Origin of the sequence: Streptomyces sp. B21-105 (genome assembly GCF_036898465.1) — a bacterium.
In the GTDB taxonomy this organism is placed as follows: Bacteria; Actinomycetota; Actinomycetes; order Streptomycetales; family Streptomycetaceae; genus Streptomyces.
In genome coordinates this window covers 1,348,930-1,371,435 of sequence record NZ_JARUMJ010000001.1, presented here as the reverse complement: position 1 = coordinate 1,371,435, position 22,506 = coordinate 1,348,930, and the positions used below count along the sequence as shown (strand labels likewise).

Sequence of the window (22,506 nt, the reverse complement as noted above, 5' to 3'; positions counted from 1 at the left end):
CTGCGAAAACGGACGTGGAGGAGGTTGACGGTGGCCGTTTCGATTTCCCTGGTGCTGTTGCTGCTGGTCCTGGCGGTGATCTTCATCCGCAACGGCGGACTGAAGGTCTCGCACGCCCTGGTCTGTCTGCTGCTCGGGTTCCTCCTGGCCGGCACGAGCATGGCTCCCACCATCGCCGGCGGCCTCACGGCGACGGCCGACATCGTCGGCGGCCTACGGCCGTGAGGCACCGGGACCACCGGGGGCGCCGGGGGCGCCGGGGGCGCCGGGACCACCGGGACCACCGGGACCACCGGGACCACCGGGGGCGCCGGGACCCCGGGACCACCGGTGGCGCCGGGATCACCGGGCGCGTCCGGTGGTCCCGAGTCAGCTGACGAAGACCCCGACGCCGGCCGCACGGCACGCGAGGGACCCGGGCGGCCCCTCGTCACTGCCCGGTGACGGCTCAGACCACCGGAGCCTGCTCGGGCAGCACGTGGTCGCCCGTCTTGTCCGTGCTCAGGCACAGGGAGCAGACGACCGCGTCGTGGGTCGGGCAGGCGGCCACGTCGGGGCGCTCGTAGGACTGGTGGCAGACGTGGCAGTCGTACGTCGTCGCCGCCGGGTTGCCGTCGGCGTCGAGCAGGGCCTCGTCGATGCCGTCCTCCGTGCGGCGGAGGTAGTACCGGCCCTTGGTGACGGCGGCCATGAAGGGGGTGAGGACGAACGCGATGACGGCCGCGGCGACGGGCGAGTACGGCTGGAGCGTGTCGCCGAGGGCGTGGAAGTACATCGCGATGGAGAGACCGGACGCGGCGACGAAGGCGACGACGCCCACCGGGTTCACGGCGTGCAGCATGCCGCGGCGGAACTCCGGCTGCAGCGGCGACAGTTTCAGCAGGTACTTGTTGACGCCGATGTCGGTGGCGACGGTGACCACCCAGGCGATGGCGCAGTTCGAGTAGAAGCCGAGGATGTCGTTGAGGAAGCTGAACATGTCGGCCTCCATCAGGGCCAGCGCGAAGCCGAGGTTGACCAGGACGAAGACCATGCGGCCGGGGTAGTGCCGGGTGACGCGGGTGAAGGAGTTGGTCCAGGCCAGCGAGCCGGAGTACGCGTTGGTCACGTTGATCTTGATCTGGCTGATCACGACGAGTGCCACGGCCAGCGGGATCACGAGCCAGGACGGCATCATCGCGTCGAACGCCCCCTTGAACTGCTGGATCGGCTCGGGCGCGGCGTCCGCGCCGACCTCGGCGATGATGTACACGGCGAGGAACACGCCGATGGCCTGCTTGAGCGCGCCGAGGATCACCCAGCCGGGGCCGGCCATGATGACGGCGGTCCACCAACTGCGCTTGTTCGCCTCGGTCTTGGGCGGCATGAAACGCAGGTAGTCGATCTGCTCGCCGATCTGCGCGATGAGCGACAGGCACACGCCCGCGCCCAGCAGCACGGACGCGGTGTCGACCCCGCCCTCGCCGTCGGTGCCGGCGTAGGCGAGGAAGCGGTCGACCGTGCCCGGGTCGGTGGCGACCAGGTAGACCAGCGGGCCGACCATCAGCAGCAGCCAGACCGGTGTCGTCCACACCTGTAGCTTGCTGAGCGCCTTCATGCCGTAGATCACCAGCGGTATCACCATCAGCGTGGAGACCAGGTAGCCCAGCCACAGGGGGAGTCCGAGCCCCAGTTTCAGGCCCTGCGCCATGATCGAGCCCTCGAGGGCGAAGAAGATGAAGGTGAAGCTCGCGAAGATGACGCTGGTCAGCACCGAGCCGTAGTAGCCGAAGCCGGAGCCGCGGGTGATCAGGTCCAGGTCGATGTTGTAGCGGGCGCCGTAGTAGGCGAGCGGGAAGCCGGTGACGAAGATGACGACCGCGGCGACGGCGATCGCCACGAGCGCGTTGCCGGTGCCGTGGGCGAGTCCGATGCCGGCGCCGATGGAGAAGTCGGCCATGTAGGCGATACCGCCGAGGGCGGTTGTCGCGACGACCATGGGGGTCCAGCGGCGGTAACTGCGGGGCGCGAAGCGGAGGGTGTAGTCCTCCAGGGTCTCCTTCGTCGCCTGACTGGTGGGGGACGTCGGCGGGGCGGTGGGGGATGACTCGGTGGTCGTCATGATCAGCCCTTCGAGAGCCGGGGCGGGGATCCCCCGGACTGCGGAGGCGGTGGAGGAGCGGGACGGTGTCCCGGCGTGCTCGACCGGATGCTAGGAACCGCGTGTTTCCCCCGGTCCCTCAGGCGGTGAACGGCAGGTTTCCGCACTCACCGCTCGTGAACGTCAAGTCGAGCTGCGGGCACGGCTGTCGGGCGGCGCTGAGCGGCCCGAACCCGGCCTGCCGCCGCCCCGTACGGGGCGGCGGAACAGAGATCACGACCCGGGGAACGTACGGAATGCACGGGGTGAAGCGGATGTACGCGGTGAAGCGGATGTACGCGGTGGAAGGAGCGCATGAGGTGGAAGGAGCGCGGTCGACCAAGCGCGAGCCGGCGGGGCCCACGGACAACCCCCTGGTGGCGAGGCCGCCGCGCTGACGGCAGCGGCCCTCGTCTGACCCCGGCCCGCCGGCCGGCGTCCCGGGTCCCGGGACCCGGGACCACCGTTCAGCGCGGGCGCGCTGCGCGTGGGGCGTCGTGGTGGCCGGCTTCGCGATCCGGGGCCGCCCCGGCCTGTGAACGCGGGTGCGGCTGCGGACGCAGGTCCGGCGAGTTTCCGCGTCCGGTGGGCGGGGGGTCGGCCGGGCAGCCGGGTCGGCCGGCCTCGGAGCCCTGGTCGCGGCCCTTCGAGCCTTTCCCGTGCCCGCCTTTCCCGTGCCCGCCTTTCCCGTGCCCGCCCTTCCCGTGCCCGCCCCCGGCACCGTCGTGCCCGCCGTCACCGTTGTGCCCGACCTCACCGCCGGCGTGCGGGTCTTCGGGTGCGGGGTCCGTCGTCTGCGGGGGCTCGGGATCGGGATGGTCGGCCGGCGGGGTGGGTTCCGGCGTGCCGGGCGTGCCACCGGGGACGTCGTCGCGCGGCGTCTTCTGCGGGGGCTTCGCCGGGGTCTCGTCCGCCGGAGCGGGTGTGGGTCGCGCCGCGGGTTCCGCGGCGGGCGCGGGCTGTCGCGCCGCCCGGTCGGCCGGGCCGGTGCCGCCCCGCGGCGCGCCGACGGTCTCCGGTGCGCGCGGGGCCGCTCCCTCGACCTCGTCGGTCTCCTGCGCCGAAGGGCCGGCGTCCTCGGCCCGCGCCGCGGTCGGTGACGGCGACGGTGACACCGCTGTCCCGGCCACCGGACCCCGGTCGAGCGGAGCTTCGGCCACCGGCGCCCCGGCCACCGGCGCCCCGGCCACCGGCGCCCTGGCCGCCGGCGGGTGCGGCGCCGGCGCGGAGTCCGGCCAGCCGAGGACGAGACACGCCACGGCCGCGCCCACCACGAGCGCGCCCGCCGTCGCCGCGGGTGTGCCGGCGCCGGCCGACACGGAATGGCGCATCCCGTGCAGCACGCCCGCACCGTGGCCGCCGACCAGGCCGGTCGCGCCGGCCGGTGCCGCGGTGAAGACCGGCAGGAACTTGGCGCCACCGCCCAGGGCGAGGACGACCAGGGCCGGGCCGACGAACGCGGGTAGCCGGCCGTTGGCGCGCATCAGCGCGGCGAGCGACGCCCGGCACGCGTCGCACGTGTCCACGTGCCCGAGCAGCCGCTCGCTCTGGCGCGCGGTCGCGGCGCCACGGACGTACGCCGGCATCCTGGCCCAGTGGACCTGGCACGCGGGGTCGTCCGGAGCGCCGGTCTGCGCCCGCAGGAAGGCCTGGCGCATGCCCTCGCGCGCCCGGTGCAGGAGGACGGCCGTCGCACCGTCCTTGGTGCCGAGCTGCGGTCCGATCGCCGCCAGCGGCTGCCCCTCCGCCTCCGCCAGCCACAGCGCCTTCACCCAGCGCTCCGGCAACTGGCCCAGCACCCGGACCACCAGATCGACGCCGGCCACCCGCTCGGCCGGATCCTCCCCGTGCGTGCCCGTCTCGGCGCGGTCCTGAGCCTGCGCCTGCGGGTCGCTCGGAGTCTCGCGCGCCGCGCTCCCGGACGCGATCGCGAGATGCCGCACCGTCGTCCGCAGATAGGCCGGCACGTTGTCGATCTCGTGGCCCGCGGCCAGGCGGCGCCACACGCGGAAGTGGGCCTCGGCGACGAGGTCCTCGGCGGTCCAGGCGTTCCTGGTGAGCGAGCGGGCGTAGGCGACGAGCCGCGGCTGCTGCTCCGCGTAGATCCGGGCGTACTCGGCGGTGGCGGCAGCGGCAGCGTCAGTGGTGGCGCCGGTGGCCGTGGAGGGCGGGGCGGGCACCGTGGAAGACCTGTCGGTCATGGAGGAGGGCTCCAGTCGCCGGGCGGGGGGCGGAAGGCTCCGCGGAAGCTTGCGTGACCCTAGATGTCAGAACTTTCAACTAAAGTTGCGGTCGACGGAAGATGTGACTCACCTCACGACGCGGTGCCCGGGTCCAGCCGAGCAGCATCACCGAGCACACCGCGGCGAAGGCGCACCACGTCGACACGAACTCCAGCCGCCACAGCGCGAAGCAGACCGCCGCCCCCACGGCGACCACCGCCCCCAGGGCCCGCAGCCGGCGGTCGCCCGACAGCAGCAGCGAACCGACCGTGGCCACCAGGTACCCCGCGACCAGGACGGGCGGGTACGGCAGGCCGACGACGTAGCCGACCCGGTGCCCGCGGATCTCGGCGGTCACCGGACCGGCGGCGATGCCGTACGCGAGCGGCACGGCGGTCGCGACGCCGACGGCCAGCGTGAACGAGGCGCCGCGCCGGGCGGACGGCGGGGCCGCGCACCACACCCCCGCGGGCACCCACACCGCCAGCAGCGGCAGCGCGATCACGGTCCAGACGACGGTGGCGGGCCCGCTGCCCCCGCCCGCGTCCCAGACGAAGGCCTCCACGATCTGGTGCGCGCCGAGGAGCAGCGGCAGCGCGGCCAGCGGAAGGTCCCGGCGGTCGCGTACCCGGGCCACGCCGGCCCCTCCGAGGGCGAGCAGCCCGGCCCCCGCCACCAGATCGGCCGTCGCACTCCAGCACATCGCGCCCCCAGGGTTCGACCGTCGTCCGATCCTCCGTTGCACCGTGCATGCCACGTTACGTCCGGTTCCGCCCGTGCACCCGAAGAGGCGGCGTTAGGCTGCGGAAGACGGGTAGGGACTGCTTCGGGGCCGTCGCGCGCAAGCGGCGGCCGGGTGGCCGCACGGCCGCCGGGACCACCGGTGCGCAGCGAAGGAGGCCGAGGGTGGTGAACGCCCCGCAGAGAGCCGGTGGATTCGGGCTCCCGCACGGCGGGACCGCTGTGCTGGAGGTGATCCCACTGTCCGGCCGGCCGGGCATACGGGCCCGGGGCGAGGTCAGCTCGGTCACCCGCTCGCCGTGGGAAGAGGCCCTGGCGGGCCTGGCCCGGCGACACGCCGAGGTGTCCTACGTGGAGCTGTCGGAGGTCGGGTTCGTCGACGTCGCCGGCGTCGCGGCGCTCGCCGTCACGGCCCTGGGCCTGCCCTCGGGACGGGTGGTCGTCGAATATCCGCCGCCGCAGGTGTCGAGGGTGCTCAGCCTGTTCTGGCCGGACCTGCCCCGGATCGAGGTGGCGCCGCGATGAGCACGGTCGCGATCCACGAGACGTTCCGGCATCCCGCGCTGTTCTACCGCTCCGCGCGGGAGTACGTGGACCGGACGGTGTCCTTCGTGCGGGAGGGCCTGGACGTCGGCGAGCCGGTGGCGGTGGCCGTGCCCGGTCCCAACCTGGAACTGATCAGGGCGGCTCTCGGCGCGGACGCGCGGGCCGTCCTCCTGCTGGACATGGCCGAGGCGGGCCGCAACCCGGGCCGGATCATCCCCAAGGTGCTCCGCGGATTCGCCGACGCCCATCGGCACGGCCGGGTCCGGATCATCGGTGAGCCGATCTGGCCGGGGCGCAGTGCCCTGGAGTACCCCGCGTGCGCACAGCACGAGGCACTGATCAACGCGGCCTTCGCGGGGCGCGCGGCGACCATCCTGTGCCCGTACGACGAGACCGGCCTGGACGAAGAGGTGCTGGCCGACGCGCGGAACACCCACCCGACCGTGCTGGCCGGTGACACGGAGTCGGCGAGCGACGCCTACGACTGGCGCTCCGTCGTCGCCCGGTACAACCGGCCGCTGCCGCCCGCGCCGGACGCCGCGGAGTTCGCCTTCGGTCCGGAGGACCTGGCCGCGGCGCGCGCCTTCGCGGTCGACCGCGCCGCGCGGCTGGGTCTGACGGGGCAGCGGCTGACCGACGCCGAGCTGGCGGTGGCGGAGCTGACGACCAACAGCGTGGTGCACGGCGGGGGGCACGGAACGCTCGCCGTCTGGAGGGACGGGGGCCAGGTCGTGTGCGAGGTCCGCGACGCGGGCCGGATGATCGACCCGCTGGCCGGCCGCAGGCCTCCCGCGCACGGTCAGATCGGCGGCCGCGGCCTGATGCTCGTGCACTACGTGGCCGACCTGGTACGCCTGCACACCGCCGACGACGGGACGACCGTCCGCTTCTACCTCGACCGTCTCGACGGCGACCGTCGCGAACACCGTGACCGTCGCGAACGCCATGACCGTGTCGACCCCGCCGGCCGCGTCGACGGCGTGAACGGCATGGACGGCGTGAACGGCATGGACGACGTCGACGGCATCGGCCGCGCGGGCCGCTGAGCGCACGGCCGTCCGCCGCCTCCCGGGCCCGCCGCGACGACCGCGGCGGCCCCTCCCGCGCCGCGACGCAGCCGGGTGAAGCCTGAAGCGCCGTCAGCTCCACGGGGCATGCATGTGGTCTCCGCCGTATCCGGCCGGGTCGGCGGACACGACGTGCTGGAGGCGAGAGTGATGAACGAACGAGCCCGACAGGCCGGTACCCCCACCCTCAGGGTCCCGGTCCTCATCGTCGGCGGCTCCCTGGTGGGCCTCGCGACCTCGCTGTTCCTCGGAAGGCTGGGGGTGCCGCACCTGCTGGTGGAACGCCACGCCGGCACCTCCATCCATCCGCGCGGCCGCGGCAACAACGTCCGCACGATGGAGCTGTTCCGGGTGGCGGGCGTGGAACGGGGGATCCAGGACGCGGCGGCCACGCTGGCCGACAACCACGGCATCCTCCAGGCGCCCACCCTCGTCGGCGACGCCGGCGAGTGGCTGTTCCGGGACATCGACCCGGGCGGCGGCCTGGCCCGCTTCAGCCCCAGCTCCTGGTGCCTGTGCAGCCAGAACGACCTGGAGCCGGTGCTCCTCGACCACGCCCGACGGCTCGGCGGCGACGTGCGGTTCTCCACCGAACTCATGTCGTTCGAGGCCGACGCCCACGGGGTCAGCGCGGTGGCCAAGAGCCGTGAGACCGGTGAGCACCTCGCCGTCCGCGCGGACTACCTCGTCGCCGCCGACGGCCCCCGCAGCCCCGTCCGGGAGCAGCTCGGCATCGGGCAGAGCGGTCCCGGCGACCTGTTCCACAACGTCAGCCTCACCTTCCGCTCCCGCGGTCTGGCCGACGTCGTGGGCGACCGCCGATTCATCGTCTGCTACCTGACCAGCCCCGACGCCGACGGCGCACTGCTACCGGTGGACAACCGCGAGAACTGGGTCTTCCACGCCCCCTGGCACCCCGAACAGGGGGAGACGCTCGAGGAGTTCACCGACGAGCGGTGCGTCGAGCACATCCGCCGCGCGGTCGGGGTCGCCGACCTCGACGTGGAGATCACCGGCAAGGCGCCCTGGCACGCCGCCCAGCGCGTCGCCCGCGGCTACCGGTCGGGCCGGGTGTTCCTGGCCGGCGACTCGGCACACGAGATGTCGCCGACCGGGGCGTTCGGCTCCAACACCGGCATCCAGGACGCGCACAACCTCGCCTGGAAGCTGGCCGCCGTGCTCGACGGCTGGGCGGGGGAGGAACTGCTCGACACCTACGACGCCGAACGCCGTCCCGTCGCCGAGGCCACCAGCGCCCGGGCCGCCGCCCGGTCGGCCGAGCACAGCCACCCCGGGTTCGCCCCGCCGCCCGGCACCGGCGGCGGCCCGCAGCGCGGCATCCTCAACGTCGCCCTCGGCTACCGCTACCCGCAGGGCGCCGTCGTCGGCGCCGACGACACGGTCCCGGTCGTCCCGGAGAGCCTCGACCTGAGCGGCGCGCCCGGCAGCCGGGCCCCCCACCTGTGGGTGCGGCGCGGGGACGAACGGATCTCCACCCTGGACCTCTACGAGCGGACCCTGGTCCTGCTCAGCGACGCGGCCCGGCCGAGCGGCTGGCACGAGGCCGCGGGCCGCCTCGCTCAGGAGCTGTCGCTGCCGCTGAGGTCGTACCGGGTGGGCGACGGCCCCGATGCCGACCTGACCCCGGAGGGCGACGTCGACTGGGCGGAGCGCCACGGCACGCCCGGCGGGGGCGCCGTGCTCGTCCGGCCCGACGGGTTCGTCGCCTGGCGGTCGCCGGGCCCGGACCCGGACGCCGAGTCCACGCTGCGCCACGTCCTGCGCACCGGTCTCGGGCTGGGCTGAGCCGGTGGCCTTCACCCGAGTGAACGTCCCGAGTGGTGCCGCGGCGGTCGTCGGCTGACGGTGGATCACGTCCCGGTCGGGTCGGACCAGCTGACGAGGTGTCGGTTGCCCGGCCGTGACGGAAAGGCCATCAGATGCGCACTGCCCGGATGACCCCGGCCGCCGCCGCGGCCTCGGCCGCCGCCGCGGCCTCGGCCGCCACCGCCTCGGCCGCCACCGCCTCGGCCGTCGCCACCGCCTCGGCCGCCCTCGCCCCGCACCGTCGGACCGCCGCCGGCACGGACTGACCACGCCGGACGTGATAGCGAGGCCGCGGCCGCCGCCCGCGCACCCGCCTGTGCACCCGTCACCCGTGCACCCGCCCGCCGGTGCACCCGTGCGGCGGCCCGTCCCGCTCTCCCCGTGCCCGTCCGCTCCGCTGCGCCGCCCGAGTGAGGTGTTCCACCGAATGGCAGTCCCCCCTTCCCCCCCTTCCCCCTCTTCCCCGTCCTCCCCTCCCCCCGTTTCCCCCTCCGCGCCCGCGTCCTCCTCCGAGCAAGGCTCACGCACCGGCGTGATGATGCTCTGCGCCACCGCCGCCGTCTTCCTCGCGATCAGCCTGTGCGGTGGCAACGACCCGTCGTCCGGTGCCGGACACCCCCCGCACGCCCCGCCCGCCGCCTCCGGTCCGGCCACCCGTGCCGCCGCCCCGCAGGCCCCGTCCTCGTCGCGCGCCCGGGACGAGGAACCGTCGGGCAAACACCTGCGCCGGTCGAGACCGGTACGCCTGCTCATCCCGAAGATCTCGGTCGACGCGCCCTTCACGGACCTCGCCATCGGCCGCAGCGGCCGGCTGGACCCGCCTCCCGCGGACGACGTCAACCTGGTCGGCTGGCACGCCAAGGGCGCCTCTCCCGGCGAGGCGGGCACCGCGATCATCGCCGGGCACGTCGACACCAAGACGTCCCCCGCCGTCTTCGCCGGGCTCAGCGCGCTCAGCGAGGGCGACGTCTTCCAGGTCCGGCGGGCCGACGGCAGCAAGCCGTCCTTCCGCGTGGACAGCGTGGAGACCTTCGAGAAGGACGACTTCCCCGACGAACGCGTGTACGGCGACACGCCCGACGCCGAGGTGCGGCTCATCACCTGTGCGGGGGAGTACGACCGCCGGGCCAAGGACTACACGGACAACCTGGTGGTCTTCGCGCATCTCCTGTGACGTCGGCCCGCGCAGTCACCCACGTAGTTCATCCCCGGTCGCGCGCTCACGGGGACGGGCACACGATCGAGGAACGCTGACGTCGCATCACGCGGCCGACGTTCCCTTCCCCCTCCGCGAAGGAGATGTGCGCAGGATGACCACCACGTCCGAACGTGTTGCAGGCTCGCGGGCGCGACAGGCGTCGCAACGTGTCTCCCAGTCCGTGTTCGACGGCTCCCGGCTCCGGGTCGTCCTGCTGGTCGACGTCTACGACGGTGCCCAGCAGCAGTTCCTCGAGGCCTACGAGCAGCTCTGCAACCAGGTCGCGTCCGTCCCCGGGCACGTGAGCGACCAGCTGTGCCAGTCCATCGAGAACCCCTCCCAGTGGCTCATCACCAGCGAGTGGGAGAGCGCGCCGCCGTTCCTCGCCTGGGTGAACAGCGAGGAACACGTGGCGATGGTGGAGCCGCTGCACAGCTGCGTCCGCGACACCCGGTCGCTGCGCTTCCACGTGGTCCGCGAGACCGGCGGACCCGCGGCGGACGCGAAGGCGAACGGCCGGCGGCTGCAGACCTCGCCCCGCATCGGCGACGGCGTGATCCGGCACGCGCTCACCTTCACCGTCAAGCCGGGCAGCGAGGACATCGTTGCCAAGATCCTCGCCGACTACGCCTCGCCCGAGCCGCAGGTCGACGACACCACCCGGCTGTGCCGCACCTCGCTGTTCATGCACGGCAACCGCGTGGTGCGGGCCATCGAGGTGCGCGGCGACCTGCTGTCCGCGCTGCGCCACGTCTCCCGGCAGCCCGAGGTGCGGGCCGTCGAGGAGGCCATCAACCCCTATCTGGAGCAGGACCGGGACCTCAACGACCCCGAGTCCGCCCGGGTCTTCTTCACGCGGGCCGCGCTGCCCGCCGTCCACCATGTGACGGCGGACCGGCAGGACCCGCAGGCCGAGCGGTACGCCCTGTACTACCCGGCCCGGCCGGACCGCGGCATGAAGCTGGCCGAACTGCTCGCCCGGCAGGACGAGGCGGCGGCCGACGACCCGCGCAACCCGGTGCTGCGCAGCACGATCTTCCAGCGCGACGACGTCGTCGTACGGCTGATCGACGTGCGCGGCGGACTCGACGGCGCCGACCCCGGCCAGGCCCTCGGCCTGTCCGACCCCGCGCAGGCCGCCGAGCTGACGACCCTTGCCGAAGGCGCCGCCGGCGCGGCCCCGGCCGGCGCGAAGGACGCAGCCCAGCTCGCACGGTTCCTCGAGCGCGCGCGCATGGACCTCGTCACCGACCGCCGGTCGCCCGACGCCTGATCCGTCATCACGTGGGCCGGGGCGGTGACCCGCCCCGCCCACCTCGGTGCAGTACACCATCGGAGGAACGTCGTGATCACTTCCCGTCCCAGAGTCGTGGATCTCAGCGAGGTCGAGCCCAACACCCGGCGCGGCGGCGATCTGCGCGCCATGCTCACCCCGGCCACCGTCGGCTCGACCAGCGGTTTCATGGGCGTGGCCATCATCAAGCCCGGCGACCGCATCGGCGAGCACTACCACCCGTACTCCGAGGAGTTCGTGTACGTCCTGTGCGGGCAGCTGGAGGTCGATCTCGACGGCGAGGCCCAGGCGCTGCAGCCCGAGCAGGGGCTGCTGATCCCGCTCGGCATGCGCCACCGCTTCCGCAACGTCGGCAAGGTGGAGGCCCGGATGGTCTTCCACCTCGGCCCGCTGGCGCCGAGCCCGCCGCTCGGCCACGTCGACACCGAGGGGACCGACGCCGAGGCCGTGGTGATCGGCGCCGAGGCCGCCGGCCGACGTCAGGTCCGGTCATGACGAGACGGGTGGCGGTCACCGGCATAGGCATCGTCGCCCCGGGCGGCATAGGCGTCCCCGCGTTCTGGAACCTCCTCGTCGAGGGCCGCACGGCGACGCGGGGCATCACGTTCTTCGACCCGGCCGGTCTGCGCTCGCGGATCGCCGCCGAGTGCGACTTCGACCCGGCGGCGCACGGACTGGACGCCGGGGACGTCGAACGCTGCGACCGCTACATCCAGTTCGCCATGGTCGCCGGAGACGAGGCGGTCCGCGACGCCGGTCTCGACCTCGCGGCGGAGAACCCCTGGCGGGTCGGCGTCTCCCTGGGCACCGCGGTCGGCGGGACCACCCGGCTGGAGAACGACTACGTGCTGGTCAGCCATCACGGACAGCGCTGGGACGTCGACCACCGCCGGGCCGCCCCGCAGCTGCACCGCGCGTTCACGCCCAGCACCCTCGCCTCGACGGTGGCCGAACGGTTCGGCGCACGGGGGCCGGTGCAGACCGTCTCCACCGGCTGTACCTCCGGCCTCGACGCGGTCGGGTACGCCTTCCACACGGTGGAGGAGGGCCGGGCCGACATCTGCATAGCCGGCGCGTCGGACTCGCCGATCTCCCCGATCACCATGGCCTGCTTCGACGCGATCAAGGCCACCTCCTGCCACAACGACGACCCGGCCCACGCCTCGCGTCCCTTCGACGCCGACCGCGACGGGTTCGTCATGGGGGAGGGCGGCGCGGTGCTCGTCCTCGAGGAACTGGAGCACGCACGGGCCCGCGGCGCGCACGTCTACTGCGAGCTCGGCGGGTACGCCACCTTCGGCAACGCCTACCACATGACCGGCCTGACCAGCGAGGGCCTGGAGATGGCCCGGGCCATCGAGGACGCCCTCGCCCACGCGCGGACCGACGCCACCGCGGTCGACTACGTCAACGCGCACGGCTCGGGCACCAAGCAGAACGACCGCCATGAGACCGCCGCGGTGAAGCGGGTCCTGGGCCGGCACGCCTACGACACCCCCATGAGCTCCATCAAGTCGATGGTGGGCCACTCGCTGGGCGCCATCGGAGCGATAGAACTCGTCGCCTGCGTCCTGGCGTTGGCGCACCAGGTGGTACCGCCGACCGCGAACTACGAGACGCCCGACCCCGAGTGCGACCTGGACTACGTCCCGCGCGTGGCCCGGGAGCGCAAGCTCTCCAGCGTGCTCTCGGTGGGCAGCGGGTTCGGCGGATTCCAGTCCGCGGTGGTCATGAACCGGCCGAGGGAGAAGACACGATGAGTGAACCCCTGCCCCGGCGCGCGGCCGTCACGGGAATCGGCGTGGTCGCGCCCAACGGAGCCAGCACCGAGACCTTCTGGAAGTCCTCGAAGGAAGGCATCAGCGTCCTGGAGCGGATCACCCGCGAGGGCTGCGAGAAACTCCCGCTGCGGGTGGCCGGCCAGGTCCGCGACTTCGACCCGTCGGCGGCGATCGAGGAGCGCTTCCTCGTACAGACCGACCGGTTCACGCACTTCGCGATGGCCGCCGCCGACCTCGCACTGAACGACGCCGGCCTCGGCCGGCCCGAGACCGACGCCGCGCCGTACTCCGTCGGCGTGGTCACCGCGGCCGGCTCCGGCGGCGGCGAGTTCGGCCAGCGCGAGCTCCAGCAGCTGTGGAGCAAGGGCAGCCGTCACGTCGGCCCGTACCAGTCCATCGCCTGGTTCTACGCCGCCAGCACCGGCCAGATCTCCATCCGCCGCGGATTCAAGGGCCCCTGCTCGGTCGTCGCCGCCGACGAGGCCGGCGGACTCGACGCCCTCGCCCACGCGGCGCGGGCCGTGCGGCGCGGCACCGACGTGATCGTGGCCGGGGCGACCGAGGCGCCGATCGCGCCGTACTCGATGGTCTGCCAGCTCGGCTACGAGGAGCTCAGCACCGTCGACGACCCGACCCGCGCCTACCGCCCGTTCACGTCGGCGGCCTGCGGGTTCGTGCCGGCCGAGGGCGGCGCCATGGTCGTGGTGGAGGCGGCGGAGACCGCCCGGGCGCGCGGCGCGCGGGTGCGGGCCTTCCTCGCCGGACACGCGGCCACCTTCACCGGCGCCTCCCGCTGGGAGGAGTCCCGGCAGGGCCTCGCCGAGGCGATCCGGGGTGCGCTGGAGGAAGCGGACTGTGTCCCGGAGGAGATCGACGTCGTCTTCGCCGACGCGCTCGGCGTCCCGGCGGCGGACCGCGCCGAAGCCCTGGCCATCATGGACGCGCTCGGCCCGCACGGCGCCCGGGTGCCCGTCACCGCGCCCAAGACCGGCATCGGCCGCGGCTACTGCGCGGCGCCGCTGATGGACACCGCGGCGGCGGTGCTCGCCATGGAGCACGGCCTGATCCCGCCCACCCCCAACGTCTTCGACATCTGCCATGACCTCGACCTCGTGACCGGCCGCGCCCGCACCGCCGAGGTGCGCACGGCCCTGGTCCTGAGCCGGGGGCTCATGGGCTCCAACTCGGCGCTGGTGCTGCGGCACGGCGTCGCGGACGCCTCGTAGCGGGGCGTCGCGCAGCAGGGAAGCAGCAGAGGAGAGGAACCCCATGACCGACCGCATCACCGTGGAAGAGCTGGCCGAACTCATGAAGAAGTCCGCCGGCGTCACCGTCGCGCCGGACGAGCTCCGGCAGCAGGACGCCGCCTTCGCGACCCTGGGCGTGGACTCGCTCGGGCTGCTGGGCATCGTGGGCGAGCTGGAGAACCGGTACGGCACGCCGATGCCCCCCGACGCCGAACGCTCCAAGACGCCCCGGCAGTTCCTCGACCTCGTCAACAGCGCACTCATGACAGGAGCGTGAGATGTCCGGACACACGCAGAACGAGATCACCATCGCGGCGCCCCTGGAACTGGTCTGGGAGATCACCAACGACCTCGAGAACTGGCCTCGGCTGTTCAGCGAGTACGCCTCCGTCGAGATCCTCTCCCGCGAGGGCCGCAAGACCACCTTCCGGCTGACCATGCACCCGGACGAGAACGGCACCGTGTGGAGCTGGGTCTCGGAGCGGGAGCCGGACCGCGACACCCGCACGGTCAAGGCCCGCCGGGTCGAGACGGGGCCCTTCGATCACATGGACATCCACTGGCGGTACGAGGAGGTGCCGGCGGGCACGCGGATGATCTGGACGCAGGACTTCGCGATGAAGCCGCAGGCGCCGGTCGACGACGAGTGGATGACCGACAACATCAACCGGAACTCCAAGGTCCAGATGGCCCTGATCCGGGACCGCATCGAGAAGGCGGCCGCCGAACGCGGCGCCACTCCCGGTCTGACCGACTGATCCGGACGGAGAACAGCCCCCCATGCCCTCCAAGCCCCCCATGCCCCCCACGCACCAAGCACTGATCGTCGCCCGGATGGCCCCGGGGTCGGCGCCCGACATCGCCAAGGTGTTCGAGGAGTCCGACCGTGGAGAGCTTCCCCGGCTCGTCGGCGTCGTCCGGCGCAGCCTCTTCCAGTTCGGCGACGTCTACATGCATCTGATCGAGTCCGAGCGCGACCCCGGGCCCGCCATCGCCAAGATCACCGGGCACCCCGAGTTCCGCGACGTCAGCGAGCGGTTGTCCTCGTACGTCAGCGCGTACGACCCCGAGACCTGGCGGTCCCCCAAGGACGCCATGGCGCAGCGCTTCTACCTCTGGGAGCGCGAGCCGGCAGGCTGAGCCGCGCCGGACAGAGACGGACAGAGCCGGACAGCACCGGTCGCCGGGCCCGCGATGCTGCGGGCCCGGCGACCGGTGGTCTGCGGGGGGCGGGGTACGGGGTGACGGTCGTGCGGGGGTGGTGCGCGGGGGCGACCGGATCAGCCCGGGAAGTGGCAGTCGAACGCGTGCAGATACGGGTTGACCGGGCTGATGTCGTCGACGACCAGTCCGGCGTCGGTCAGCCGGGCGACCATGCTCTCGGTGGTGTGCTTCGCCCCGCCGACGTTGAGCAGCAGCATCAGGTCCATCGCGGTGCTGAACCGCATCGACGGCGTGTCGTCGACGAGGTTCTCGATGACCACGACCCGGGTGCCCGGGCCGCCCGCCTCGCGGACGTTGCGCAGCGTGCGGGCGGTGCTCTCGTCGTCCCACTCGAGGATGTTCTTGATGACGTAGACGTCGGCCTCGACCGGGACCGCCTCGCGCACGTCGCCGGGCACGATCCGGGCCCGGCCCGCGAGGTCGCCGCCGGCGCGCAGCCTCGGCACCGCGTTCTCCACCACCCGGGGCAGGTCGAGCAGGGCGCCCCGCATCGCCGGGTACTTGGCGAGCAGGCTCGCCACCACGTGCCCCTGGCCCCCGCCGAGGTCGGCGACCGACGAACACCCCGACAGGTCCAGGAACTCAGCGACGTCCCGCGCCGACTGCACGCTGGACGTGGTCATCGCGCGGTTGAAGACGTCGGCCGACTCCGGGGCGTCCTCGTTGAGGTAGGCGAAGAACTCCTTCCCGTACAGGTCCTCCACGACGTTGCGCCCGGTGCGCACCGCGTCGTCCAGCAGCGGCCAGGCGTCCCAGGTCCAGGGCTCGGTGCACCACAGGGTGATGGCGCGCAGGCTGTTCGGGTCGTCCTCGCGCAGCAGCCGGGAGACTTCGGTGTGCGCGAACGTCCCGTCCGGCCGCTCGGCGAAGACGCCGTAGCAGGACAGGGCCCGCAACAGCCGCCGCAGCTGCCGGGGCTCGGCCTTCACCGCGGCCGCGAGGTCCGCCACGGGCAGCGGGCTGTCGCCGAGGGCGTCGGCGACGCCCAGCCGGGCGGCCGCGCGCAGCGCGGCGGCGCACGCGGCCCCGAACGCGAGCTCCCGCAGCCGCATGGAGGGCGGCGGGGCGGGGGGCGGGTCCTGCTCGGGCGGGTCCGACAGCTTGCGGGACTGAACGGTCGTCATGTGCCGCCTTCCTTCGTTCTCGGGTGCCAGGGGTGTGGGGGGCCAGGGGCGGTGGGGAGCGTGTACGGCGCTACCGGGTCAGCGGCGGGTGGTGTCGGCCGGGCGGCACAGTCCGTCGGGCTTCGACGCCGTGCAGGCGTTGCTCTCGAAGGTGTTGCCCTTACCGGTGGTGTCCGCGTTGACCAGGTCCGCCGGGGCGTTGCCCGCGAGCGTGTTGTCGCTGATCCGGTTCCGCTCGCTGGGGGTGCCGACGAAGCTCTTGAACAGGACGATGCCGCCGGACAGCGGGGACGCGCCGACGTTGTCCCTGATGACGTTGTGGGTGATCAGACTGTCCTCGGCGCCGGTGAGGACGATGCCCGAGCCCTGCAGGGCGTCCAGCCGGGCGGTCTTCGGGCAGGACTTGTTGTTGCGCTCGATGCGGTTCTGCGTCACCGTCACAAGGCCGGCCCGCGGCTTGTTCTCGTCGCCGACGACGAACACCGCCGCGCAGTTGCCGGTGAGGCGGTTGGCCGCCACGGTGAGGTTGCGCAGCCGGCGCACGGTGACGCCGATCCGGTTGCCCTCGAGCCGGTTGCGCTCGACGAGCGTTCCCCCGGTGTCGACGGCGCCCATCTCCTCCTTGACCGAGTTGGCGAGGAAGAGGCCCGCGTCGCCGTTGTCCCGGGCGGTGTTGCCCCGGAACACGCCGTGCAGGGAGCCCTCCTGGGCGATGCCCCACACCCCGTTCTTCTCGGCGGTGACGTTGCGCACCGTCAGGTTGTCGGCGGCCATGGCGTAGACGCCGGACCGGGTGAAGCCCGTGACGGTCAGGTTCGCCACGGTGACGTTCCCGACGTGCTGTTCCTTCGTGCCGAGCACGCAGACGCCGTTGCCGCTCTCGGCGCAGCCCTCGACGGCCGCAGCCGCGGTCGCGGGCTCGGCCGCGGGTTTGGCCGCCGGCTGCGCGCCGGGCTGGGCCGCGGGTTTGGCGGCGGGCTGGGCTGCGGGATCGGCGGCGGGCTGCGCGCCGGGCTGGGCCGCGGGCTGGGCTGCGGGATCGGCGGCGGGCTGGGCCGCGGGCTGCGTCGCGGGCTTGGCGCCGGGCTGGGCTGCGGGATCGGCGGCGGGCTTCGTCGCGGCTTCGGCCTCGGCGGCGGCGCCGGTGGCCGTGCTCCCCGTGCCCGCCGTGGACGTGCCGGACGTGCCGGACGTGCCGGACGTGCCGGAGTCGGCGGAGGCGGCGGCCGGTCGGAGAACCGTGCCGCGGCCCATGCCGCGCAGGGTCAGCCCGGGCGTCTTCACGGTGACGCTCTCGCGGTAGGTGCCGAGGGCGACGAGGACGGTGTCGCCCGGCGCCGCGGCGTCCACCGCCTGCTGGATGGATTGTCCCGGGTGCACCACATGCACCTCGTGCGCCGGGGGCTCGGCGGCGGGGGACGCGGCGCCGAGGCCCGTCCCGAGAAGGGTCGCTGTGCACGCCAGGTACGCGATATGGCATTTCTTCATATTGCGCACGCTATGACCCGGTGCCGCGTCAACCGGCGGGATGGGCCATCCAAGGGCGTGTCCGGCGTGTCTCCCCGTTGCCCGGCCCGGCTGTCCCGCCCGACGTCGTGCCCGCCTCCGCCGTGCCCGCCGTCCTGCGGCCCGCCGCCGTATCGGCCGGCGGGCCGCAGGACGGCGACCTCAGTGCTGGTCGCCGCGGCCCCGCCGGTTGCCGCCGGGGGAGCGGCGGGGGAGCCGCCGTGCACGGACGGCGGCGGGCGGCTCCTGGACCTCCTGCACCGGGCCGGCCCTGCCGGGATCGTCCTGCCAGGCCTCGTAGTCGGTGAAGGCGTCGCCGAAGTCCGGTCCCCCGAAGGGGCCCGCGCTGCCCGCGCCCCGAGCCGTCGGGACGTTCCTGATCATGGCCAACGCCAGGGTGTCGGAGTCGGGTGTCGCGTCCCGCGGGCGCTGGGCGACCGTGTCGGGCAGCATGACGAGGCACGTGGTGCCGGACTTCTCGGCGGCCGGGCGCAACTGGACGCGGATGCCGTGGCGTTCGGCGAGCCGGCCGACCACGAACAGGCCCATGTGCTGCGCGATGTCGACGTCGACGGTCGGCGGGTTGGCCAGTTTGTGGTTGATCACCGCGAAGTCGTCCGCCTCGAGGCCGATGCCCTGGTCGTGGATCTCCAGCATGATCCGGCCGTCGGGAAGCCGGGAGCCGGTCACCTGGACCAGCGAGTGCGGGGAGGAGAACGCGGTGGCGTTCTCCAGCAGTTCGGCGAGCAGGTGCACGAGGTCGGTCACGGCCTGGCCCTGGACCTGGGCCTCCGGGAGATCGGCGAACCGGATGCGCTCGTACTGCTCCACCTCGGAGGAGGCCGCGCGGATGACGTCGACCAGCGGCAGCGGACGGTCCCACTGCTGGGCGGGCCGCTCCCCGCCCAGCACCAGCAGGTTCTCTCCGTTGCGGCGCACCCGCGTGGCGAGGTGGTCCAGCTTGAACAGGTTCTCCAGCTGGTCCGGGTCAGTCTCGTTGTCCTCCAGGCTGGTGATCATGGCGAGTTGACGCTCGATCAGGGACTGGCTGCGGCGCGAGAGGTTGGTGAAGATCGCGTTGATGTTGCCGCGCAGCAGCGCCTGCTCGGCCGCGAGCCGGACGGCCTCGCGGTGCACGTGGTCGAAGGCCCGGGCGACCTCGCCGATCTCGTCGGTGGTGTCGATCGCGATGGGAGTGACCCTGGTGTCCACCCTGCCGGGATCGGACTGCGACAGCTGGTCGATCAGGGCGGGCAGCCGCTGCCCGGAGATCTCGATGGCGGACGCGCTCAGCCGGCGCATGCCGGTGACCATCGTGCGGGCCACCCAGGTGGCGAGGAGGAAGGCGACGAGCACCGCCGCGAGCACCAGCGCGGCGTTGGTCATGGCGTCCCCGCGCGCCTGGTCGGCGATGTCCTGGGCGCTGGCGAGCGCCGCGTCGGTGAGATACACCTGCACGCTGCGGTAGGCGTCGAAGCCCAGGGTGGACGCGGCGAAGAAGGACTCCGGGGTGATGCCCTGCTCGGCGAGGTCCTCGGCGGACTTCCCGGTGGAGATCGCGGCGATCATCGCCTCCATCGAGGGCGGCGCGACGTACTTCCGCCCGGCCGCCTGGGCCTCGGCGGCGGTCGCGGCGGCCTGCTGCCTGCCCCGGGCCTGGGCGTCGGCCAGCGCCTTCTGCAGCCGTGCCATGTCCTCGGTGGTGGCGGCGCCCGCGAACTCCTGCAGCCCCACCTGTTCGAGGTAGGCGTACGAGCGGAAGGAGGCGAGCTGGGTCTCCAGCTCGCCGGGGGCGAGCGCGTCGCGGTCGTCCACCAGCAGATGTGTGCCGATCGACCGGATGAGGGACTCGGCGGCCTGCGTCAGGGACACCGCATAGAGCGTCCGGCCGAAGCTCGCCTGGTTGTCGCTGCCGAATCCGAGTTCGTTGGAGATCTCCATCAGGGGGTGCTGGACGGTGTGGTAGCTCTCCTCCGTCTGCACCCCGGACATCCGTGAGGTGAACGCGTTGGTCCGTACGGCGGGGAGCAGCTTCTCGCCCTCGCGCACCAGTTGCACGCGCCGCAACAGGCCGCTGGTCTGCGGCATCCGGGCGACCGCCGCGTTGAACGCCTTCGCGTCCGCGTCGGTGATCTGCCGGGCCCGGACAACGGCGGCGGACTCCTTCTTCTCCGCGACGAGCGGGATGACCGACACGTCGCGCTCGTTGATCGCGTCGCTCGCGTACCTGTTGGCGGCTTGGACGAGTTCGGCCACGCGGACCGCGTCGTCGGCGTCCTGCCAGGTGTCCACCGAGCGTTTCACCCGGATGCCCCCGAACACGAGGGCCACGAGTACCGGGATGAGCAGAACGGCGCGCAGTCGTCTGCCCACGGGCCAGTTACGGGTGAGGGATCTCCGTCCCTCCGCTGCGGGTGAATGGTTCTGCACGCTGTCCTCATCGCCGGTGGAACGCCGCGCGCGGGATGCGCCGGTAACCCTCACTACGGGTGGTCGGCAGCACAGCGTTCAGAAGTGGTGCAACTTTCACCAACGTAGTGCCGTACACGTTCCGTTCGCCACCTGTTACGGCATGACTTTGCCCACGGAGGTCGTGGCGTGCCGCACGGGCACCCCGTGTCACGCGCGGCCGTGGGACTCCTGCGAGCGGCGCGACAGGGCGTCGATGACCACCGCGGCGAACAGCACGCTGCCGGTGATGATGAACTGGACGGCCGGGGGAGTGTCCGTGATCGCCATGCCGGACGCGATCGACTGGATCACCAGCATGCCCAGCACCGCCGACCAGGTGGTGCCGCGTCCGCCGAACAGGCTGGTGCCGCCGATGACGGCCGCCGCGATGGCGTTCACCAGCAGGACGCCCGACCCCGAGCTCTGGCTCACCGAGGTGATGCGCGAGGCCAGGAACAGGCCGCCGACCGCGGCCATGGTGCCCGAGACCGCGAGCACCGCCGTCTGCACCCAGGTCACGCTGAGACTGGCCCGGCGGGACGCCTCGACGCTCCCGCCGAGCGCGTACACCTGCCGTCCGTAGTGCGTGCGGCGGAGCATGACGTCGAGGCCGGCCACCACCACGAGGAAGACCAGCAGGGCCAGTGGCAGCCCCTGGAACCGGTTCAGCAGGTAGGCGACGGTGAAGGCGACCGCTGCGAGCCCGGCGGTGCGCACCACGATGCCGCGCAGCGAGCGGTGCGGCATGCCGACGGCCCGGCGGCGGCGCCGGTCCCGGTCGCAGACGACGAAGTACACGCCCGCGGCGAGTGCCGCGAGGCCGTAGGCGACGGCGTCCTGGGTGAAGTAGTAGCTGGTCAGTTTGGCGATCAGGCCGTTCTCGTCCAGGTTGACGGTGCCGCTGTCGCCGAGGATGGCGAGCATGAGGCCGTTCCAGGTGAGCAGGCCGGCCAGCGTGACCACGAACGCCGGCACCCGGGTCCGGGCGATGGAGTAGCCCTGCACGGTCCCCGCGACCGTGCCCGCCAGCACCGCCACGATCAGCGCGAGCCATTCCGGCACGCCGTGGTTCACGTTCAGCACGGCGAAGACGGCCGCGGCCAGTCCGCTGATCGAGCCGACCGACAGGTCGAGTTCGCCGAGCAGCAGCACGAAGACGATGCCGACGGCGATCAGCCCCGTGCCCACGATGTCCACACTGAGGTTGGACAGGTTGCGGGGCGAGAGGAAGTTCTCGTTGAGGGACTGGAAGGTGATCCAGACGACGGCCAGGACGAGGACGACGGGCAGCGAACCCAGTTCGCCGGCGCTCAGCTTGCGCCGGAACACCGCCACCCCGCCCTCCATGGCACGGGCGACCGCCCGCATGTTCTTCACCACCCCGCCTCCCGGCCGGCCGGCCGGCGCGGCACGTTCTCCGTGGCGCCGGTGATGGACGAGACGATCTGTTCCTGCGACGCGGTGTTCACGTCGAAGAAGCCGTTGTTGCGCCCCAGGCGCAGTACGACGGCGCGGTCGGCGAGTGCCTTGACGTCGCCCATGTTGTGACTGATGAGCAGCACGCCCAGCCCGCGGTCGCGCAGCCGGTCCACCAGGTCGAGCACCTCGCTGCTCTGCTCGAACCCGAGGGACGCGGTCGGCTCGTCCAGGAGCAGGACCCGCGGGTCGCCCAGGAGCGAGCGGGCGATGGCCACCGTCTGCCGCTGGCCGCCGGAGAGCGAGACGACGGGGCCGCGCAGATCGGGCAGGCCCTGGGTCAGGCGTTCCAGCAGTTGCCGGGTGCGGCGTTCCATCTCCACCTCGTCGAGGAACCCGAACCGGCGGATCTCCCGGCCGAGGAACAGGTTCCCGACGACGTCGAGGTTCCCGCACAGTGCCAGGTCCTGGTAGACGGTGGCGATACCGAGGTCGCGGGCGTCGTGCGGACGCCGGATGTGCACCGGCGTGCCCCGCCATTCGATGACGCCCTTCTCCGCGGGGGCCACCCCGGAGATCACCTTGACGAGGGTGGACTTGCCGGCCCCGTTGTCTCCGAGCAGGGCGACGACCTGGCCGGAGTGGATCTCCAGCTCGATGTCGTCGAGGACCTTGACGACGCCGAAGCGCTTGCACACCCCGCGCAGCGCCAGCAAGGGGGGATCCGGCACGCAAACCACCTT

20 protein-coding genes and 1 pseudogene are annotated in these 22,506 nt (G+C 72.9%); 13 read left to right on the top strand and 8 right to left on the bottom strand.

The window, feature by feature from the left end:
- Positions 1–30: 30 nt before the first annotated feature.
- Positions 31–225 carry a hypothetical protein gene (locus QA802_RS05865; RefSeq protein WP_334518649.1) on the top strand — a complete coding sequence of 65 codons (195 nt, stop codon included), beginning with the start codon at positions 31–33 and terminating at the stop codon, positions 223–225.
- A gap of 223 nt (positions 226–448) precedes the next feature.
- Here the strand turns inward: QA802_RS05865 and QA802_RS05860 are convergent, their stop codons facing one another.
- The 3 genes from QA802_RS05860 to QA802_RS05850 form a co-directional block, all read right to left on the bottom strand.
- On the bottom strand, positions 449–2,101 hold the full coding sequence (locus tag QA802_RS05860; RefSeq protein WP_334518648.1) for a purine-cytosine permease family protein: 1,653 nt from the start codon (positions 2,099–2,101) through the stop codon (positions 449–451).
- Between the two features lie 485 nt (positions 2,102–2,586).
- On the bottom strand, positions 2,587–4,320 hold the full coding sequence (locus QA802_RS05855) for a sigma-70 family RNA polymerase sigma factor (protein ID WP_334518646.1): 1,734 nt from the start codon (positions 4,318–4,320) through the stop codon (positions 2,587–2,589).
- 79 nt (positions 4,321–4,399) lie between these two features.
- On the bottom strand, positions 4,400–5,044 hold the full coding sequence (locus QA802_RS05850; RefSeq protein ID WP_334518644.1) for a DUF6629 family protein: 645 nt from the start codon (positions 5,042–5,044) through the stop codon (positions 4,400–4,402).
- A gap of 206 nt (positions 5,045–5,250) precedes the next feature.
- Between QA802_RS05850 and QA802_RS05845 the strand changes: the two genes are divergently transcribed.
- From QA802_RS05845 to QA802_RS05790, 12 genes and pseudogenes are all read left to right on the top strand, one after another.
- Positions 5,251–5,607: an STAS domain-containing protein gene (locus QA802_RS05845; protein ID WP_334518642.1), complete on the top strand. Its 357-nt coding sequence runs from the start codon at positions 5,251–5,253 to the stop codon at positions 5,605–5,607.
- Positions 5,604–6,524: pseudogene (locus QA802_RS05840) on the top strand (anti-sigma factor RsbA family regulatory protein); the annotation flags it as partial. The gene QA802_RS05845 and the pseudogene QA802_RS05840, both read left to right, overlap by 4 nt.
- A gap of 321 nt (positions 6,525–6,845) precedes the next feature.
- Positions 6,846–8,501, top strand: coding sequence for an FAD-dependent oxidoreductase (locus QA802_RS05835; RefSeq protein ID WP_334518640.1), 1,656 nt, complete (start codon positions 6,846–6,848; stop codon positions 8,499–8,501).
- 134 nt (positions 8,502–8,635) lie between these two features.
- Positions 8,636–8,788, top strand: coding sequence for a hypothetical protein (locus tag QA802_RS05830; protein WP_334518638.1), 153 nt, complete (start codon positions 8,636–8,638; stop codon positions 8,786–8,788).
- A gap of 161 nt (positions 8,789–8,949) precedes the next feature.
- Positions 8,950–9,696 (top strand): class F sortase, encoded by a 747-nt coding sequence (locus QA802_RS05825; protein WP_503461609.1) that lies wholly within the window; start codon positions 8,950–8,952, stop codon positions 9,694–9,696.
- A gap of 136 nt (positions 9,697–9,832) precedes the next feature.
- Entirely contained in the window at positions 9,833–10,993 is a 1,161-nt protein-coding gene (locus QA802_RS05820) for a SchA/CurD-like domain-containing protein (RefSeq protein WP_334518636.1), read from the top strand.
- Positions 10,994–11,065: 72 nt separating this feature from the next.
- A complete protein-coding gene (locus QA802_RS05815; RefSeq protein ID WP_334518634.1) occupies positions 11,066–11,509 on the top strand; it encodes a cupin domain-containing protein in 444 nt (147 codons plus the stop codon).
- Positions 11,506–12,774, top strand: a complete 1,269-nt coding sequence (locus QA802_RS05810) for a beta-ketoacyl-[acyl-carrier-protein] synthase family protein (protein WP_334518633.1) — start codon at positions 11,506–11,508, stop codon at positions 12,772–12,774. Before QA802_RS05815 ends, QA802_RS05810 begins: the two co-directional genes overlap by 4 nt.
- The gene (locus QA802_RS05805; RefSeq protein WP_334518631.1) at positions 12,771–14,021 is read left to right on the top strand and encodes a ketosynthase chain-length factor; all 1,251 of its coding nucleotides are present in this window, start codon (positions 12,771–12,773) and stop codon (positions 14,019–14,021) included. The genes QA802_RS05810 and QA802_RS05805 overlap by 4 nt, the downstream gene beginning before the upstream one ends.
- 43 nt (positions 14,022–14,064) lie before the next feature.
- Positions 14,065–14,319 (top strand): acyl carrier protein, encoded by a 255-nt coding sequence (locus QA802_RS05800; RefSeq protein WP_334518629.1) that lies wholly within the window; start codon positions 14,065–14,067, stop codon positions 14,317–14,319.
- A gap of 1 nt (position 14,320) precedes the next feature.
- Positions 14,321–14,800 carry an SRPBCC family protein gene (locus QA802_RS05795; protein WP_319167214.1) on the top strand — a complete coding sequence of 160 codons (480 nt, stop codon included), beginning with the start codon at positions 14,321–14,323 and terminating at the stop codon, positions 14,798–14,800.
- 22 nt (positions 14,801–14,822) lie between these two features.
- Positions 14,823–15,182, top strand: a complete 360-nt coding sequence (locus QA802_RS05790; protein WP_334518625.1) for a TcmI family type II polyketide cyclase — start codon at positions 14,823–14,825, stop codon at positions 15,180–15,182.
- Positions 15,183–15,322: 140 nt separating this feature from the next.
- Here QA802_RS05790 and QA802_RS05785 read toward each other — a convergent pair whose 3' ends face one another.
- The 5 genes from QA802_RS05785 to QA802_RS05765 form a co-directional block, all read right to left on the bottom strand.
- Positions 15,323–16,390: a methyltransferase gene (locus tag QA802_RS05785; RefSeq protein WP_334518623.1), complete on the bottom strand. Its 1,068-nt coding sequence runs from the start codon at positions 16,388–16,390 to the stop codon at positions 15,323–15,325.
- A 78-nt stretch (positions 16,391–16,468) separates the two neighbouring features.
- Positions 16,469–17,878 (bottom strand): right-handed parallel beta-helix repeat-containing protein, encoded by a 1,410-nt coding sequence (locus tag QA802_RS05780; RefSeq protein WP_334518621.1) that lies wholly within the window; start codon positions 17,876–17,878, stop codon positions 16,469–16,471.
- A 180-nt stretch (positions 17,879–18,058) separates the two neighbouring features.
- A complete protein-coding gene (locus QA802_RS05775; protein WP_334518619.1) occupies positions 18,059–20,326 on the bottom strand; it encodes a sensor histidine kinase in 2,268 nt (755 codons plus the stop codon).
- Positions 20,327–20,515: 189 nt separating this feature from the next.
- On the bottom strand, positions 20,516–21,715 hold the full coding sequence (locus QA802_RS05770; protein WP_334534343.1) for a sugar ABC transporter permease: 1,200 nt from the start codon (positions 21,713–21,715) through the stop codon (positions 20,516–20,518).
- Positions 21,716–21,720: 5 nt separating this feature from the next.
- Positions 21,721–22,503 carry an ATP-binding cassette domain-containing protein gene (locus tag QA802_RS05765; RefSeq protein WP_443042074.1) on the bottom strand — a complete coding sequence of 261 codons (783 nt, stop codon included), beginning with the start codon at positions 22,501–22,503 and terminating at the stop codon, positions 21,721–21,723.
- Positions 22,504–22,506 lie beyond the last annotated feature (3 nt).